At 41.1% G+C, this 14,877-nt stretch carries 16 protein-coding genes; 14 read left to right on the top strand and 2 right to left on the bottom strand.

Going from position 1 to position 14,877, the window contains the following annotated elements; genetic code table 11:
* Positions 1–406 precede the first annotated feature (406 nt).
* The 14 genes from ABD915_RS05595 (at position 407) to ABD915_RS05530 (ending at position 13,159) form a co-directional block, all read left to right on the top strand.
* Positions 407–1,102 (top strand): hypothetical protein, encoded by a 696-nt coding sequence (locus ABD915_RS05595; protein ID WP_345116345.1) that lies wholly within the window; start codon positions 407–409, stop codon positions 1,100–1,102.
* 28 nt (positions 1,103–1,130) lie between these two features.
* Entirely contained in the window at positions 1,131–1,310 is a 180-nt protein-coding gene (locus ABD915_RS05590) for a hypothetical protein (RefSeq protein WP_345116342.1), read from the top strand.
* Positions 1,311–1,385: 75 nt separating this feature from the next.
* A complete protein-coding gene (locus ABD915_RS05585) occupies positions 1,386–2,852 on the top strand; it encodes a hypothetical protein (protein WP_345116339.1) in 1,467 nt (488 codons plus the stop codon).
* Between the two features lie 577 nt (positions 2,853–3,429).
* On the top strand, positions 3,430–3,648 hold the full coding sequence (locus ABD915_RS05580) for a hypothetical protein (RefSeq protein ID WP_345116337.1): 219 nt from the start codon (positions 3,430–3,432) through the stop codon (positions 3,646–3,648).
* 125 nt (positions 3,649–3,773) lie between these two features.
* Positions 3,774–4,232, top strand: coding sequence for a hypothetical protein (locus tag ABD915_RS05575; protein WP_345116334.1), 459 nt, complete (start codon positions 3,774–3,776; stop codon positions 4,230–4,232).
* Complete coding sequence (locus tag ABD915_RS05570) at positions 4,229–5,353, top strand: tail fiber domain-containing protein (RefSeq protein WP_345116332.1); 1,125 nt, start codon at positions 4,229–4,231, stop codon at positions 5,351–5,353. Before ABD915_RS05575 ends, ABD915_RS05570 begins: the two co-directional genes overlap by 4 nt.
* On the top strand, positions 5,350–6,321 hold the full coding sequence (locus ABD915_RS05565; RefSeq protein WP_345116329.1) for a phage tail protein: 972 nt from the start codon (positions 5,350–5,352) through the stop codon (positions 6,319–6,321). The genes ABD915_RS05570 and ABD915_RS05565 overlap by 4 nt, the downstream gene beginning before the upstream one ends.
* Positions 6,322–6,520: 199 nt before the next feature.
* The gene (locus tag ABD915_RS05560; protein WP_345116326.1) at positions 6,521–6,934 is read left to right on the top strand and encodes a hypothetical protein; all 414 of its coding nucleotides are present in this window, start codon (positions 6,521–6,523) and stop codon (positions 6,932–6,934) included.
* 14 nt (positions 6,935–6,948) lie between these two features.
* The gene (locus tag ABD915_RS05555) at positions 6,949–7,611 is read left to right on the top strand and encodes a lysozyme (protein ID WP_345116323.1); all 663 of its coding nucleotides are present in this window, start codon (positions 6,949–6,951) and stop codon (positions 7,609–7,611) included.
* 307 nt (positions 7,612–7,918) lie between these two features.
* Positions 7,919–8,128 (top strand): recombinase family protein, encoded by a 210-nt coding sequence (locus tag ABD915_RS05550; RefSeq protein ID WP_345116320.1) that lies wholly within the window; start codon positions 7,919–7,921, stop codon positions 8,126–8,128.
* Positions 8,129–8,313: 185 nt separating this feature from the next.
* Positions 8,314–8,592 carry a hypothetical protein gene (locus ABD915_RS05545; protein ID WP_345116317.1) on the top strand — a complete coding sequence of 93 codons (279 nt, stop codon included), beginning with the start codon at positions 8,314–8,316 and terminating at the stop codon, positions 8,590–8,592.
* A 91-nt stretch (positions 8,593–8,683) separates the two neighbouring features.
* A complete protein-coding gene (locus tag ABD915_RS05540) occupies positions 8,684–9,142 on the top strand; it encodes a hypothetical protein (protein ID WP_345116314.1) in 459 nt (152 codons plus the stop codon).
* 1,157 nt (positions 9,143–10,299) lie between these two features.
* On the top strand, positions 10,300–10,743 hold the full coding sequence (locus ABD915_RS05535; protein ID WP_345116311.1) for a hypothetical protein: 444 nt from the start codon (positions 10,300–10,302) through the stop codon (positions 10,741–10,743).
* Between the two features lie 1,642 nt (positions 10,744–12,385).
* On the top strand, positions 12,386–13,159 hold the full coding sequence (locus ABD915_RS05530; protein ID WP_345116308.1) for a DUF4167 domain-containing protein: 774 nt from the start codon (positions 12,386–12,388) through the stop codon (positions 13,157–13,159).
* Positions 13,160–13,778: 619 nt separating this feature from the next.
* Here ABD915_RS05530 and ABD915_RS05525 read toward each other — a convergent pair.
* Together ABD915_RS05525 and ABD915_RS05520 are read right to left on the bottom strand one after the other, a co-directional pair.
* Positions 13,779–14,228, bottom strand: a complete 450-nt coding sequence (locus ABD915_RS05525; protein ID WP_345116305.1) for a hypothetical protein — start codon at positions 14,226–14,228, stop codon at positions 13,779–13,781.
* 142 nt (positions 14,229–14,370) lie between these two features.
* Entirely contained in the window at positions 14,371–14,643 is a 273-nt protein-coding gene (locus ABD915_RS05520) for a hypothetical protein (protein ID WP_345116301.1), read from the bottom strand.
* Positions 14,644–14,877 lie beyond the last annotated feature (234 nt).

Below are 14,877 nucleotides of genomic sequence, written 5' to 3'. Positions count from 1 at the left end.
AGGATTTCGGTACAATCGTGATCCCAACTTATGGTGCGCCTGCTTAAATGCGGGTTGAAAGCTTGTAACATCTCCCTGCCAACAGAACAACTCTCGGTTGGGGGAAATCCCTTTCGCAAACCAAAGGGCGCAGGATTTCGGTACAATCGTGATCCCAACTTATGGTGCGCCTGCTTAAATGCGGGTTGAAAGCTTGTAACATCTCCCTGCCAACAGAACAACTCTCGGTTGGGGGAAATCCCTTTCGCAAACCAAAGGGTGCAGGATTTCGGTACGATCGTGATCCCAACTTATGGTGCGCCTGCTTAAATACACAGGTTGAAAGCTTGTAAAATCTTCCCGCCAACAGAAAAACTCTCGGTTGGGGGACTAAAATGCCTCATAGGCAAAAGGATTATCATTGCTCATGACTGTTTCGCCTACCGATACTAATCAACACGATTTCACAGATTTTGACCGTTCTCAAACTTTTGAGCATATGGTTGCGCTTATTCAAGATGAAATTGATGATACAACAGCCGAATATTCCATTCAAATTCGAGATTCAATTTTTACTGCTTTGCGTTTGTGTGAACGGGAACCTTTCTTCTTTAATGAAAAAAAAATGCTGACATTTAAAACACAAACAGGAAAAACTTGGTATGGAAAAGAGGATGGTTTCTTTATTTGTCCTGAAATGGTGCTCGAGTCCGTGTTTTTAGGAACATATGCACCAACGCAAACACAATTGCTCTTTAAACCTTGCGAGCTGTTGCAAAAACAATATGGAGCACAGCCTCCTTTAGAAAATCCGGTCTTTTATACTTGCCTTGAGCAAAAAATAGGACTTTTTCCAACCCCTCCAAATGTGGAGACCGTGCGTCTTTCTTATGCTCGTACCCATTTTGGAGAGGAAAACTGTATGCAAGAGGATAATCCTTGGTTCATTCATGCATTTGATCTTGTGAAAGCGCGTGCAAAATACGAGCTCTACAAAAATATCCTCAAAGATCCTGAATATGCTGCTGTTTCTTTCAACGATTTTCAAGAACAGCTGCAAGCCTTGCGCGCGGAAACATCTCGCCGAAAAGGTGCTGCAAATATTCTTCCTGCGGGGTTTTAAATTGATTGCTGCTCTATAGTGTTGATACATGGCATTGGTGTTATGGCATTGGTGTTACCAACAGGAATGTGGATGCATGCTTCTTGATCCTTGGGGAACTTATCAGCTTATTGCCAGCTTAGGGGGATTATACCTCTGTAGCACTTTGCGCTTTACACCCCTTTTGGGGTCTTGTCCTGATCTCGTTTTAGGCGATCTTGCTTTTTGAAAATAAAATAAGCCTTGGCGATGCGAAATGTCGCACGGAAAAGGCGCTGAAAATATTCTTCTCATGGGGTTCTAAATGACTTTTTTTCCAGTCGCTGATTATCGGCCTGATGTTGCTGACATCAATGGAATCTTTACCGATGAGCTTGTTAACGTGTTGCCGGCTGATGGGTCTTATATCCCTATGCCAGGCTTTACCCCTTTGACTGCTCCTTGTCCCGCTCCCATTTTGGGCGCAATTGCTGTTAAAACAAAATCTGGTGTGTCCATTATCGCTGGAACAGAAAAAAAAATCTACCTTCTCAATAATACAACGCTTAAGTGGCAGGATATTAGCCGAAATGGAAAACACTATTTTGCTAATGTCGATGCCCCTTGGTCTTTCGCTCTGTTTGGTGATTATGTCATTGCGGTGAACGCTAATGATAAGCCACAAGTCATCGATATTAATCATGATAACAGATTTAGAAACTTAAAGGGAAACCCACCACAAGCTGGTATCGTGCGTGTCTGGGGCGATTTTGTTTGTCTGATGAAATTGACAGAAAATCCGCGGCGCGTCCATTGGTCAGGATTGAACGATGCAGAATGTTGGACCGTCGGACAAAAAAGCTGCGATTATCAGGATTTCCCGGATGGCGGATTCGTGCAAGGGGCTACGGAAACAACAAATCCAATCATCTTTATGCGTTCTGCTATCTATGCTGGGGCCTTTATCCCTGGCTCGAAAATTATCTTCAGTTTCCAAAAAATCCACGATAAACGTGGGGTGAAAAACGCTGATTCTATCGTTTGTCGTGGCGATTTTGCATTCTTTGCCGATGAAGGCGGATTTTATCAGATAACACATGAGGGACAGATCATACCTATTGGTTTCGAAAAAGTGGATCGAACGATAACCACACAAACCAATCATAATAACAATTTAACCAATCTCTCTGCCGCTATCGATGGCGTTTATAATCGTGTTTATTGGATGATCGATACCGGTGATAAAACTCAAGAACGCATTTTGCTTATTTATGATTGGGGATTGCAAAAATGGACAAAAGCCGCTGTGAACATCAAAATGATCCTGCCTATTTTCTTAGCTGGGACTACTTTGGAAGGACTTGATCGAATTTCAAAGAGCGTTGATGGTTTGTCTTTTTCTCTCGATAGTAAGATTTGGCAAAATGAATCACCCGTTCTTGGAGCCTTTGATTCCCAAGGGAGACTGGGCGCGTTTTCTGGACAACCGATGGCTTGTGTTGTCACATCACAAGAAATGGGGCAGACAAATGGTATGATGACGCGCGTGAGAAATATTATGCCGCAGGTCAATAGTGGAGAGTTCTATTTGTCTGTGGGAATGCGTTTGCGTCAATCCCTGGAAGAGAAAACTATTTGGTTGCCAGAAAAAAAACCTTCCCATAATACGGGACAAATTCATTCTCGCGCAAGAGCACGGTTTTATCGCTTTAAATTACGCATCCCTGAGGGGGTGAATTGGTCGCATGTGACAGGATTTGATGTTGAATTTAAGACTGCCGGCATGCGGTGAGCATGCCCAGACTGTATGAGAAAAAGTATGCGGTGAGCATGCCCAGACTGTGAGAAAAAGCATGCGGTGAGAAAGCATGCGATAGCCGTGCCCAGACTGTATGAGAAAAAGCATGCGGTGAGAAAGCATGCGATAGCCGTGCCCAGACTGTATGAGAAAAAGCATGCGGTGAGAAAGCATGCGGTGAGCATGCCCAGACTTGTATGAGAAAAAGTATGCGATAGCCGTGCCCAGACTTGTATGAGAAAAAGCATGCGGTGAGTATGCCCAGACTTGTATGAGAAAAAGCATGCGGTGAGCATGCCCAGACTGTGAGAAAAAGCATGCGGTGAGAAAGCATGCGGTGAGCATGCCCAGACTTGTATGAGAAAAAGCATGCGGTGAGTATGCCCAGACTGTATGAGAAAAAGTATGCGGTAGTGATGCTGAATTGTAAAAAAAAACACTATCGGTGCTTTTATGCTCTTTGGTTGCTAACTTATTTAAATGTGCAAGACTTCAATGTAATCCGTACAAATTTTAGCAAGAGGCATCTGAAAATATAAAAAACAAGGTGAATGCTTGTGTAGATGAAAACATGGTCAGAAAAAAAACTGAAAGACATACAGAGCTTACCGAAGCAGAAAAAGAAATGCTTCAAGAAATGATAGTTACTTACCAAAGTGTGAAAATGATGTCACGCTTGATGAAGTGGATAGTATTCCTTCTCTTTTTGCTGCTCCTTGATTTTGCACGTCTTATGGATGCCATAGATAATATCTTTGCACATTTAAAGCAGTGGTTCTCAAAGAATTGAAAATTTGTCGATTCCATTGTGCTCTCGGGGAGTAGCATGCCAAACGCTCATGACAAAAAATGCATTAAGCATGACGAAAAATCCGCTCATAGAGTTCATTGCCAGAGGGCTGAAAAAACAAAATTATGACACACAAACACGACAGTCAAAACCTTTATTCTGCGCATCTCACACAGAGATGGTCGTGGGAAAAAATAGCGCCCTATCAAGAGGATATAAATGCTGCTTTGCAAAAATATGCTAAACGATTTCCCGATGATGTGTGCTTGGAAACAATTGCGCGAGAAATCGCTACCGGACAAGCACAATTGTGGCTGATCTTGAAAAATAAAACCCAATTTAGCGCTTTCGCGATTACCAAAATTGAAATAACCAAGACAGGGAAAAAATACGTCGTCCTTACCGATCTTGCTGGAGAGGGAGGGCTGAAATTGGTCAAATTGATCGATAAGGTTGAAGAATGGGCGCGCTCAATCAATGCTGAGGAAATGCAAATGTTTGGAAGGTCTGGATGGGCTAAAATGCTTGGCTATCACGGATATTCTCGTCATCTTATTCATTATAGAAAGGCTCTGGTTCCATGAGAAAAAAAGTAACACCGCAAGTGCAAACAACAACACAAACAAATGCACCACCCGCTTGGGCGGAAGAGATCCTTAAAAAAGCTAGCTCGCAAGCGCTCAATCTTTATAATCAAGGACTGGGCGGTAGTGTTTATCAAGGGGAGCGCGTTGCGGGGCTTGGCAATATGACAAAAAATGCCCTCTCAGGTCTAGAAAAGGCTGCCGATCAGTATAACAATCCTGCTCTTACTCAGTGGTTTAATGCCCCAACGCAAAGCGCAAATAATCTCTTTAATATGGCAAAGGGAAACAGCATTGGAGCCAATAGTAATTTTAATGCTGCGTTGCAAAATGCTCTCAATAAAACCTCTGATGCCATTAATCAATCGATGTCTGGAGCAGGGCGCTACGGTTCTGGGGCACACACCGGGGTGCTCGCCGATGAACTGGGGGCATTGGCAACAAATGCGACCGCGCAGCAGTATAATCAAGATATCAAAAATATGATGAATGCTAATCAGATGATTGATCGTTCACTGGTGGACCAGATTAATGCTGCTAACAGTTATTTTCAAGGACAAAGTAATGCGCAAAGTAATGCTTTAAAAGGTGGGATAATACAAGATGCAAACCGCCAAAATGTCTTGGATGCAGAACGCCAAAAATGGACCGAAAAAGATAATCAAGGCTGGAACCGCTTGGCACAGTTGCTGCAAATGGGAACACAAGCCGCCGGAAATTACGGTACCACATCTGGACGGTCCACAACAATGCCTTCTGTTACAAAAGATCCGTTACGTGATGCACAACAAGTGCTTGGATTGGTGGGAGGACTTTTTGGCCTTTCTGATGTGAGGGCTAAAGAAAATATTGTCCCTGTGGGCAAAAAAAATGGCTATCCGCTTTATGTGTTTAACTATAAGGGAAATCCGCAACGCTATCGCGGCGTTCTTGCTCAAGAGGTGCTGCGTTTGAATCCCGATGCCGTCTTTGTCAATGCAAAAACAAAACTCTTGCATGTTGATTATGACAAAATTGGTTTGAAAATGAAGAAAATTAAAGAACCTAAAAAGAAAATCTTTTCTTTCTTTTCTTCTCTGTTTGCTCGTCTTCACTTTTTGCAAAAAGGATATCTTCTATGAGCTCGATTTATGATTGGTCACTTATGGCATCCGAAAATGCTTATGCCGATGAGATTATCAACTGGGCAGAAGGACAACCCCCAAGTACAGTGAATGATAGTGCTCGCGCGATGATGCAACGAATCAAAGAGTATTTATTAGATAATGGGGGCGTGGTAGAGACACAGTTTACCACAAGAGAGTATGACAATACTACATCTATTCGTTTGACCACAAAATCTTCTGTCGCATCGTATACTGACGGTATTGTTGTGCGATTCAAAGCACAAGGGGTGAATAAAGGAAAAACAACTGTGGCGTTAAATCAATTAACGGCACAGCCCGTTTATAAGATAACCGCAGAGGGAATAAAGCTTTTAAAAGGTGAAGAAGTTCAAACAGGTGGTCTTTATGAGCTGGTCTATTCTCGTGGTATTGCTGGAAAAAATCTAGATGGTTGGTTTTTAACCAATCCTACAATCATATTTCCTCCAAGTTTTCCGGCCGGCTTTATTGCATCTTTTGCTATGGAAAAATTACCTGAAGGTTGGCTGTTGTGTGATGGTAAAGAGTATTCGCGAAAAGAGTATAAAGATCTCTTTGAAGCAATTGGTGAAAAATGGGGATATGGGAACAATTACTCAACATTCAATGTACCTGATTTGCGTGGAATGTTTTTGCGTGGGCTGGATTGTGGAAAACAGATCGATAAAGGTCGTGTTTTAGGAAGCAGGCAACAAGATTCCTTTAAAGCCCATACCCATGAAGGAAAAACAAATAAAGTAGGCGAACATACGCATACTGTTCCTGGTTGGAGCTACTTTCCTACACAGACTTTTGGCAGAGGAATGAATGGAGTCTATTATGAATTTAAAGAGTTTGAAACTTCTACTGCAGGGGCACATGAGCACAAACTTGACTTGCAAAAAACAGGTGGTGATGAAACACGTCCTGTCAATGTTGCCGTTGTTTATGCTATTAAAGCGTGAAAACTGAACCCTCTTGTATTGCTGCCCTCCCTTTAAAGCATCGTTGAATCACATGCGTTAGGACATTGAACGCTTGGGTTGCTCGCATCTTTCAGTCAATTTTAAACCTCTGCGCATGTGCTCAAAAGCGCGCTGGTGCGAACGCGTAAAATCAGCAGATGTCGTTTGCTCTTTATTCTTTACCAAATGAGGTCATACAATGGCACTTTTCCCATTTTCTATCTCCGATATTGATGATCCTGAATGTATTCGCGTGGTTCTTTATGCAAGCGGAAGAATGGGACATGCTCCTTTAAATGCTCTGTTGAACCAAATGCGTCAAGATATCGAGCGTTTTAATAAACAACAGAGCAAAGACATTACACAACTCATGCAGCGTGTGGATGCGTTAGAACAACAATTGAAAAAGATCTTGCCAAATTCTGAGAAGGCTGAACCTAAGCAGGAGAGCCAAAAGAGTCAAAGGGGTAAGAAAGAGGACATATCAATCATTGCTGGTGATTTCGTAGGATTTCACGCTCCTCACATATCTGCTGGAATTGCAAGTAGTGGCATAAAAGCTCATGGCTCTGATTTCTTAACCTTGTCATCTTTTAAAGCCGAAAAGACTTGAGGAGTTTTTAAAAAATGCGAAAAATTTCAAAAGAGGGGCTGGAACTCATTAAACAATGGGAGGGGCTCCGCTTGCAAGCTTATCAAGATGTCATTGCTGGGTGGACAATTGGCTATGGGCATACGGCAAAAGCAGGAGAGCCAATTGTAAAGGAAGGAATGCAAATTACTGCTGCACAAGCGGAAGACCTCTTGCAAAAAGATCTCGCACAATTTGAGCAAACGGTTGAACAGAGGGTTGAGCGGTCTTTAACCGATGAACAATTTGCTGCTCTTGTGTCTTTTTGCTATAATGTGGGAGCAGAGGCGTTTGGCAATTCTACGCTGTTGAAAAAACTCAATAAAGGGGATTATAAAGCTGTGCCGGCTGAATTGCAAAAATGGACAAAAATGGGAGGAAAACGCTTGCACGGGCTTGTCCATCGGCGCGCTGCTGAAGCAGGTTTGTGGGCTAAAGGTGCTTATGTGTCCTCCAATTATCAAGAGGTAGAACCACCCAAAAAAAACTTTTGGCAGAATGGCGAAGTTTGGGCACCAATCGTTGGCTCTTTTTCAGGCTTAACAGGGATTTTAACTGGTCAGGGACCTGTACAATGGGCTCTCGCTGTTGTGATGATTTTGGCGACAATCGCTGGTATTGGCATGTCGGTCTATCGGATGAGAGAAGAATATCGGTGATTTTTGTGGGGCGTTGGAGCTTCATTGCTGCCTGTATTCTTGCTGTCCCATGGGACCAGCTTTTTTTATGGATGCTTTATTGAGCATAACAGAATTTTGATTCAAGACGTTTCAACTTTTTAGGTCTGTCTTGCTCTTGGATAAAGCGCTAGGGGCAAGGTGCTAGGAAAAGGTACCACTGTCTTGCGTGAGATGGTGTTGACCTTGATTATTCATAAAGCGCCATAGTGGGTGAAATTCCAGCTATTCTTATCACATTGGATTATGATAAAAGACTGCTTTTTAGAAAAAGTAATACTGTTGGGGAGTGTTTATTCGTTTTCTGGAAAACGGTTTTAGTACCGAAGGTACAATGGGAAAAATGGTCATTCAAATTTTGGTAGCTGTAGCAGAAGCTGAACGTGCACGTATTTTGGAGCGGATCAATGATGGACGAACTGCGGCTATGGCAGAAGGTGTAAAATTCGGTCGAAAGCCTCATCCAAAGACAAAAATAATATTTGCGCTGATTAAGTAAGGACTTTCATCCAAAATTGTTAAGGAAAAAAACAGGGATCTCTCACGCTGCTTGTTTCTGGCTTAAAAGACAGCTTGCTATAAGCAATTCGAGGAACATTGATTAACCAAATCAACTCTTAAATTAAATATAAATAAGCATTACAAAAAGGAGTTTTCTATGAAAAGAAATTACCCAGAAGTTATATGACTGATGCTGAACGTGAGGAATTACAAGCAGGCGGTTTAGATCAAGATGGTATTTATACTGCCGAGTCAGAAGCTGCAGATCATGCCGGTGATGGCAACGCAGCATGGGAATGGTTGGCAATGACTGAGCCTCCAGCGCATACACTTTTGTTTCTTAGATCTGAACATGGAGCACAATTTATTCGTGATATGGGGTTTTCTACAAAAAAAGCTGATGAGAAATATGGTCCAGATTGGTTAGACAAAGGTGTTATGATAGGAGGAGATTATTTCTGAAGAAGATAACAAGATAGAAAAGATTTTTTTCCGTGAAAATAACTATGTAGAAAGTCGAGCTCAAACATTAGCGTCTAAGAAGCTATGGAGTGTGTGGAATGAATTGTATGATCATGTTTGTGATGTTGGACGTAGCAATGACTTATCATTACTTATTAGTACAGAACGAAAAATTGTAGCAAATGATTTGTTTAGATATGCCAAGAGAAAGTCTATGGCAGGGAGCCTCAAAACAGCTTTAGCGGAAATAGATGTTATTAAAGATCATGTAATGATTGTTTCTGATCCTAAACAATATGATATAATCAATAGGGGACATAAGCTACCAAAGCTTCGTAAAAATGAATTGCCTTATGATGGAGCGCGACGAGCAATGGCATCACATTATACACGGTTGAGAAGTCTCGACAAAGGGCGTTTAACAGATATTGAAAAGTCTATCCTTGATATGCGGATGAATAATATGAAGCTAATGCGCAAGATCTATGAAAAAATGCAAGCTAAAGCTATTGGTATAGATCTTGCGCGCGATAAAGGTCATTCTCTTTGATGATAAAGTATAAGGGCTTGTAAAGCTTATCTGTCGTTTGTTCCTATAATGGTTTACAAGCCATAAAGGGTGGTTTGCGTAGGGATTTATTAAACATTTTTCAAGACTATAGTCTCGTCTAAATCATGATAATACTTTGATTTCTAAACAAGGCAGCATATCGTATATTTGCACGAGGTATGTTGTTTTTTGAATGAACACCGCTGGTTACTAAGGTATCTCTGCCCAAAAATCCCAGGCTATACGCCAAGAGAGTTTTGAAAAAAGGGAGGATTGAGAAAGCTTCCTTTCTCTACATTTTGAATCGGGTATGAGAGGCTTGTTGGTGTATTGTTTCTTAATTGTAGGACCTAGGTTGGATAAAAAGACAAAGCAGAGAGTTTTTTTAATTGAATGATGTTGTCTTCAAGTTCATAGCTTAAGAGAAGAGCGGTGGTGCTTTTTAATTTTATTTAAATAGCTCTTTCAAAAGCTCTTTATTTATGGCCAAAAGGCATCTTTCAGTTTTCTTGTTTTACGGTGATGCGTTTGGAGAACGCAAATTTTTTCCCCTTAACTTGTGTCAAATAGGACCTTAAAACGGTCCCCCAAAATATTTCAACTGAATATCATTACCGCTGACAAAGTCTCATTGTTTTGCTTAAAAAAGCTCTCTGTGAGATTATGCTGACATTTCTCAAAGAGTTTGATCTCTTTCTCTTTGGCTCTTTAAAAAAAAGCAGGAAGATGGTTCGTTCTTGTTGCGTTCGTGTTGGTTGTGAGGGGGACAATGTGGAAGGAAAAGTGAAATCTTTTCCTATCTTGTGAAAAGTGTGTGAGGCACTCTAAAGCATTGGCAGCGGTGACACAAAAAGTGGGGGCGGGGGTGTTAACACTTGTGTATTGGTTTTGATCAGAAAATCAGTCATATGGCTTATATGGGATTTTAACATCAACAAAGTCTTATGGTCGTGCCTTTACACTCCTTTCATCATGTAAACGCAAAAAAAATTCCAACAATAAAAAGAATAAAAACGTTATTACTTACAAAGAAAAAGAAGTGTTTTCACACAAAAAAATTGATAGGATGTGGTTGCAACATGTATTGTGTGGAGTGACGCTTCACTCATTTTTGCTATAAGAAGCTTATCTTGAGAGAGTCAAAGGATATGGTCTTTATGGAACAAAGAATCCGCGCAAGGCAAAAAGCTTATTTTAAAAAATTATATCGTAAGATCGCTTTTGTTTGCGTGCTGCTCTCTTGTGCGTTGGTTTTTTGTTTTGCCGTTGTAAAAATCGTCAATCATTTTTTTCCCAATAAACACGTAATCCAACAAGTTCCTGTTGAATTGGCTATTCCAGTCTTTGATCACCGCGTGTATTGCAAGGAAATTTCTGCTTCAGTGATGCCTCATATAAAGAGGGAAGTTTATCAGCACTGTATTCATGTGGAAAGTGAAGCCTATTTTGCAATTCGTGAAATATGGGACACGCTTTCCGATCCTGTAAAGAAAAAATGTATGAAAATAGTCCGACCGGGGGATGGAAACTATTTTCTCTTACGGGATTGTGTTCTCAATGAAAAAGAGAATGAAAAAACCAAGTTGCGTAATCACTTTTAAGTTTTTACACGAAAATTGAAGAGAAAGTAAAACTGGATCAAAAAATATAAAAACTATCCTTTCAAAGAATATTGCATTTTGGAAAGCTTGTAGCTTCTTTAAAGTTACGGCTTTAAAGTTTAGAGTGGGAGTGCGGCAAAAATTTTCTCTCTTTTCGCGTATCTGGAGATATTTATTAAGCAGTTTGAAAAATATCATAAAGTAAACACACATGCTGGAAAAAACAAACGCTGAAGGTTTTTCTTGCTTTTCATGGTTATGGTCTTGGGGGCGTCGTGAAAAGAGATACACAAAAGCAGACACTTTTGACTTTTGTTCAAAAAGCAAGAAGATCTTTCATTTTCTTGTGTGACAGTTTGTATATTTTTAATCCGAAAAATGCTTCAGTCAAAGTTATAAAACTTGTCCTTTGCACTTGAAATAAAGATAGTTCTACTGCTCATTGGCGCGTTCGTTGGGGGCGTTGGGTGGCTGAAGAGAACGCGGGTGTTTGCTACATCTGCTTGAGATAAGATCTGTGGTCCTTTGTTAGCGCTCTATAAATTTCCGTTGGCTTTTCCTTGTCGCTCTGGGAAATGGAGAGTCGCTCTGGGAAATGGAGATCTCTTAAGGAGGTTTTCCGAGGTTGACAGATTTTTCCGGTAGGAGAGGACAGGACGCTGTTTGGTTGAGAGCAAAATTTGTTCTCTTCTGTCTTGTGCGAAAAAAGAGTTGAAACGCTCGTGCTTAAAATAACAAAGAATCTTGGTGCAAAATAGGGGGAGGGGTGCTGGTGCCATTCGCTCAAACATCTGGTATCGTTTTTTGGGGGGCGTTGTTGGTCGTTCCTTTTGCAAAAGTCTTTGGTATTTTGTTCCTATACTGAATTTGTACGCTGAGCTTGTCACCAACTTGTGATCTCGTTCCTTTCTCAATCCCGCGGGACTGAGCCCAAAATTTATCGTGATGTTGGGCAGCGTTAGAAAGAAGAGTGATATGATGACGGTCATAGTACTTGAATAATGCTCCATGTTAATCTATCTAAATATAAAGAGTCTTGTAAAGCGTTCGTGAATTTTTACTTAAAATTTCTGTTTTTAAGGGAATTTTCATTTTTAAGGGAACTTTCTTTTTAAGGGGGTTGTTTTAGTACAGAAGAAAGGCTATGGTATATGAGAATCTATTCGCGCAGTAAATGTGGGGTATAAGCGCTTTTAAGCTTAAATGCGTGAAGAGTGGGAAATATCAGCTTTTTGAGATCGATGGTTTTAGAGGAAAAAAGAAATCCCTGTTTTTTCTGGCAAAAGTTGTTTATTTGCTGGAAAATAAGGTGTATATGTGTCTTGTTTTTCTTCTTTTTCCACAAGATGGTTATTTTTTAGTGAAATATGGACTATTTTAAAAAAAAACACTTGGCATTTTGTATGAACCTCTCTAGGTTCTTGCTCGTTAGCAGAGAGATAGGGATTTTTGGGCTTATGGTTCCCCTGCTGTTTTTGTGATTTTCAAAAAATATATGTTTTATCAAATATCAGTAGGTATCATTTAGAATAAAACGCGGATAGCCTGATAACCGTATTTTCAACACGATCGGCATTATCAAAAAGTAATGCTTATCAAAGAAGAGTCATTAAGACGTACACACACTCCAAAAGGGATAAAGATGAGGCCACAACAAAATAGACGGGCGCGCGGTCGTAACAACAACAATAATAATAATAATAACAATAACAACAACAATAATCGTCGCGGCCCTAACCCGTTGTCTCGGAATTATGAAAGTAGCGGTCCGGATGTTAAAATTCGCGGAAATGCTCAACAAATTGCCGACAAGTACATAAGTCTTGCGCGTGATGCACAAGGAGCTGGCGATCGCGTTATGTCAGAGAATTATCTACAACATGCTGAACACTACTTGCGTATTATTCTCGCAGCGGCTGGGCAAGCGTCCCAATCTGTTCGGCGTGATGAAAATCGCGATGAAAACAATGAGCAAGAGTACAGCGGAACAAACGCTGAAGGTGAGAAAAAAGACACTGTTGGTTGTGATGTGGATGTATCGCAAACACAGACACAGACACCCAAAAATGGGAATGGTCAACACACAAAGGTACAAAATGGCTATGCAGATGATGATTCGTTAGAGGCTAACGCTCTATCGGATAAAAAACCTGATCAAGAGCAAAGTGCTGCTGGAGAGAGTGCTGGACCTGTCAAAAAAACACGTCGACCTTCTCGTCGGCGTGCGGTGCGTTCCCAAGAAGAATCACTCCTTGAACTTTCACATTTGGGGCTTTCTCAGGCTGAGTCAGAAACTTCTCAAAATGGGGATGCGTCGACGGAAAAAGATGCTTCTTTGCCTATGTTGGGTGAAGAAATCCAGAGAAAACCGCGTCGGCGTCGGGCAGTGACATCTCCGGCAGAGGAAAATGTTTAAAGCAAAAGTGATGATCTAACACCCTTAGGGATATTGTTACCTGATCTGGATTTGAGAGGGTGAGTGCCTTCCAAGAGCTTGATTGTAACGGGGGAAATGTTTTGTGCAAAATAATTTGGTGCAAAATAATTTGGTTGTGGGCAATGGAGTTCTGTGAGCGGTTCTGAGGGTGGTGTTTTGCTTTTCTCAAAGGGCGAGATCTTTAGTGATCCTTTGATTGGATGAAGAAATCCAGAGAAAACCGCGTCAGCGTCGGGCAGTGACATCTCCGGCAGAGGAAAATGTTTAAAGCAAAAGTGATGATCTAACACCCTTAGGGATATTGTTACCTGATCTGGATTTGAGAGGGTGAGTGCCTTCCAAGAGCTTGATTGTAACGGGGGAAATGTTTTGTGCAAAATAATTTGGTGCAAAATAATTTGGTTGTGGGCAATGGAGTTCTGTGAGCGGTTCTGAGGGTGGTGTTTTGCTTTTCTCAAAGGGCGAGATCTTTAGTGATCCTTTGATTGGATGAAGAAATCCAGAGAAAACCGCGTCAGCGTCGGGCAGTGACATCTCCGGCAGAGGAAAATGTTTAAAGCAAAAGTGATGATCTAACACCCTTAAGCATGTTCCTCTCTTAACGGGGGTGGGGAGATGATATTTCTTTCGTTGTTTCCACGGAAAGAACAGAAATAAGTGCACCAGTATGATAATTGTAAACCATAAATTTTGTGTGACCATCTGGTGTTAAAATTTTTAACACAATATTGTGTTCCGAAAGGCTTTGCGACACAATCTGTGTTTTTTCCGGTAAGGAGAGCGTGTGGTGGGCAATTTTTGGATTTTTACTGTAAGAGGAAAAGGAAGCTGTTTGTTTTTGAGCTGATCCCGTTGCAGTAATTTTGTATACAATTAAAAACAGTACGACAAGAATAGAAATGAGCGTTATGACGATAGAAATCATCATGAGACGCATAAGCTTTTTTCTCACGCGTTCTACGGCTGGGTCTAAAGGTCGATCTTCAGACAGAGCGCTTTGCTCTGCGCGATGGTCTTTTGAAGTTTGAATCTGTTTCGTATCCATCATGCTGCACTCTTCCATTAATTATTCTCTTAGAGCCTGATGGGTTTATGCTGTTACGGTTTTTTGTGCAAGAGGTTTATGGGGGGTGGATGTAAAAGAGGGGAGGATACGGCTAAAACAATCTGCTGCGTGGACTGCGGATAGGTTAATCATCGATGCTTTGGCTTTTTAGCAGGAAATTGCCTTGGTTTGTTACAGCCCAGATCATATTAACTTGTTGTTGTAAGTTTGCCTGTACCTTTGTACATTGCGCAAAGATTTGTTGCCCATAAGAGGTAAATTTTTTGGTTGATGGTATCATGGCTTGCTCACACGCTTGAGCTGTTGGATAGGTTTTGGCCATTGTATTGTCAGAATAACAGCTGTTAAAATCATCTGTACATGAAACAACCAAGAGGATAAAAATAAGAGGATTCATAAAATATTTTCCAAATGAGAGGTTGACAGTACGGAACGCAATCTGTCAGCTCTAGAGAGCGTTCTCATTGTAAAACGTTCTTAAAGATTCTTTGTTCCAGCAGGCATTGTTCCAGCAGGCATTGTTCCAGCAGGCATTGTTCCAGCAGGCATTGTTCCAGCAGGCATTGTTCCAGCAGGCATTGTTCCAGCAGGCATTGTTCCAGCAGGCATTGTTCCAGCAGGCATTGTTCCA

It is taken from the genome of Bartonella jaculi (assembly GCF_039543045.1).
GTDB lineage: Bacteria > Pseudomonadota > Alphaproteobacteria > Rhizobiales > Rhizobiaceae > Bartonella > Bartonella jaculi.
This window is presented reverse-complemented; position numbering and strand designations above follow the sequence as displayed.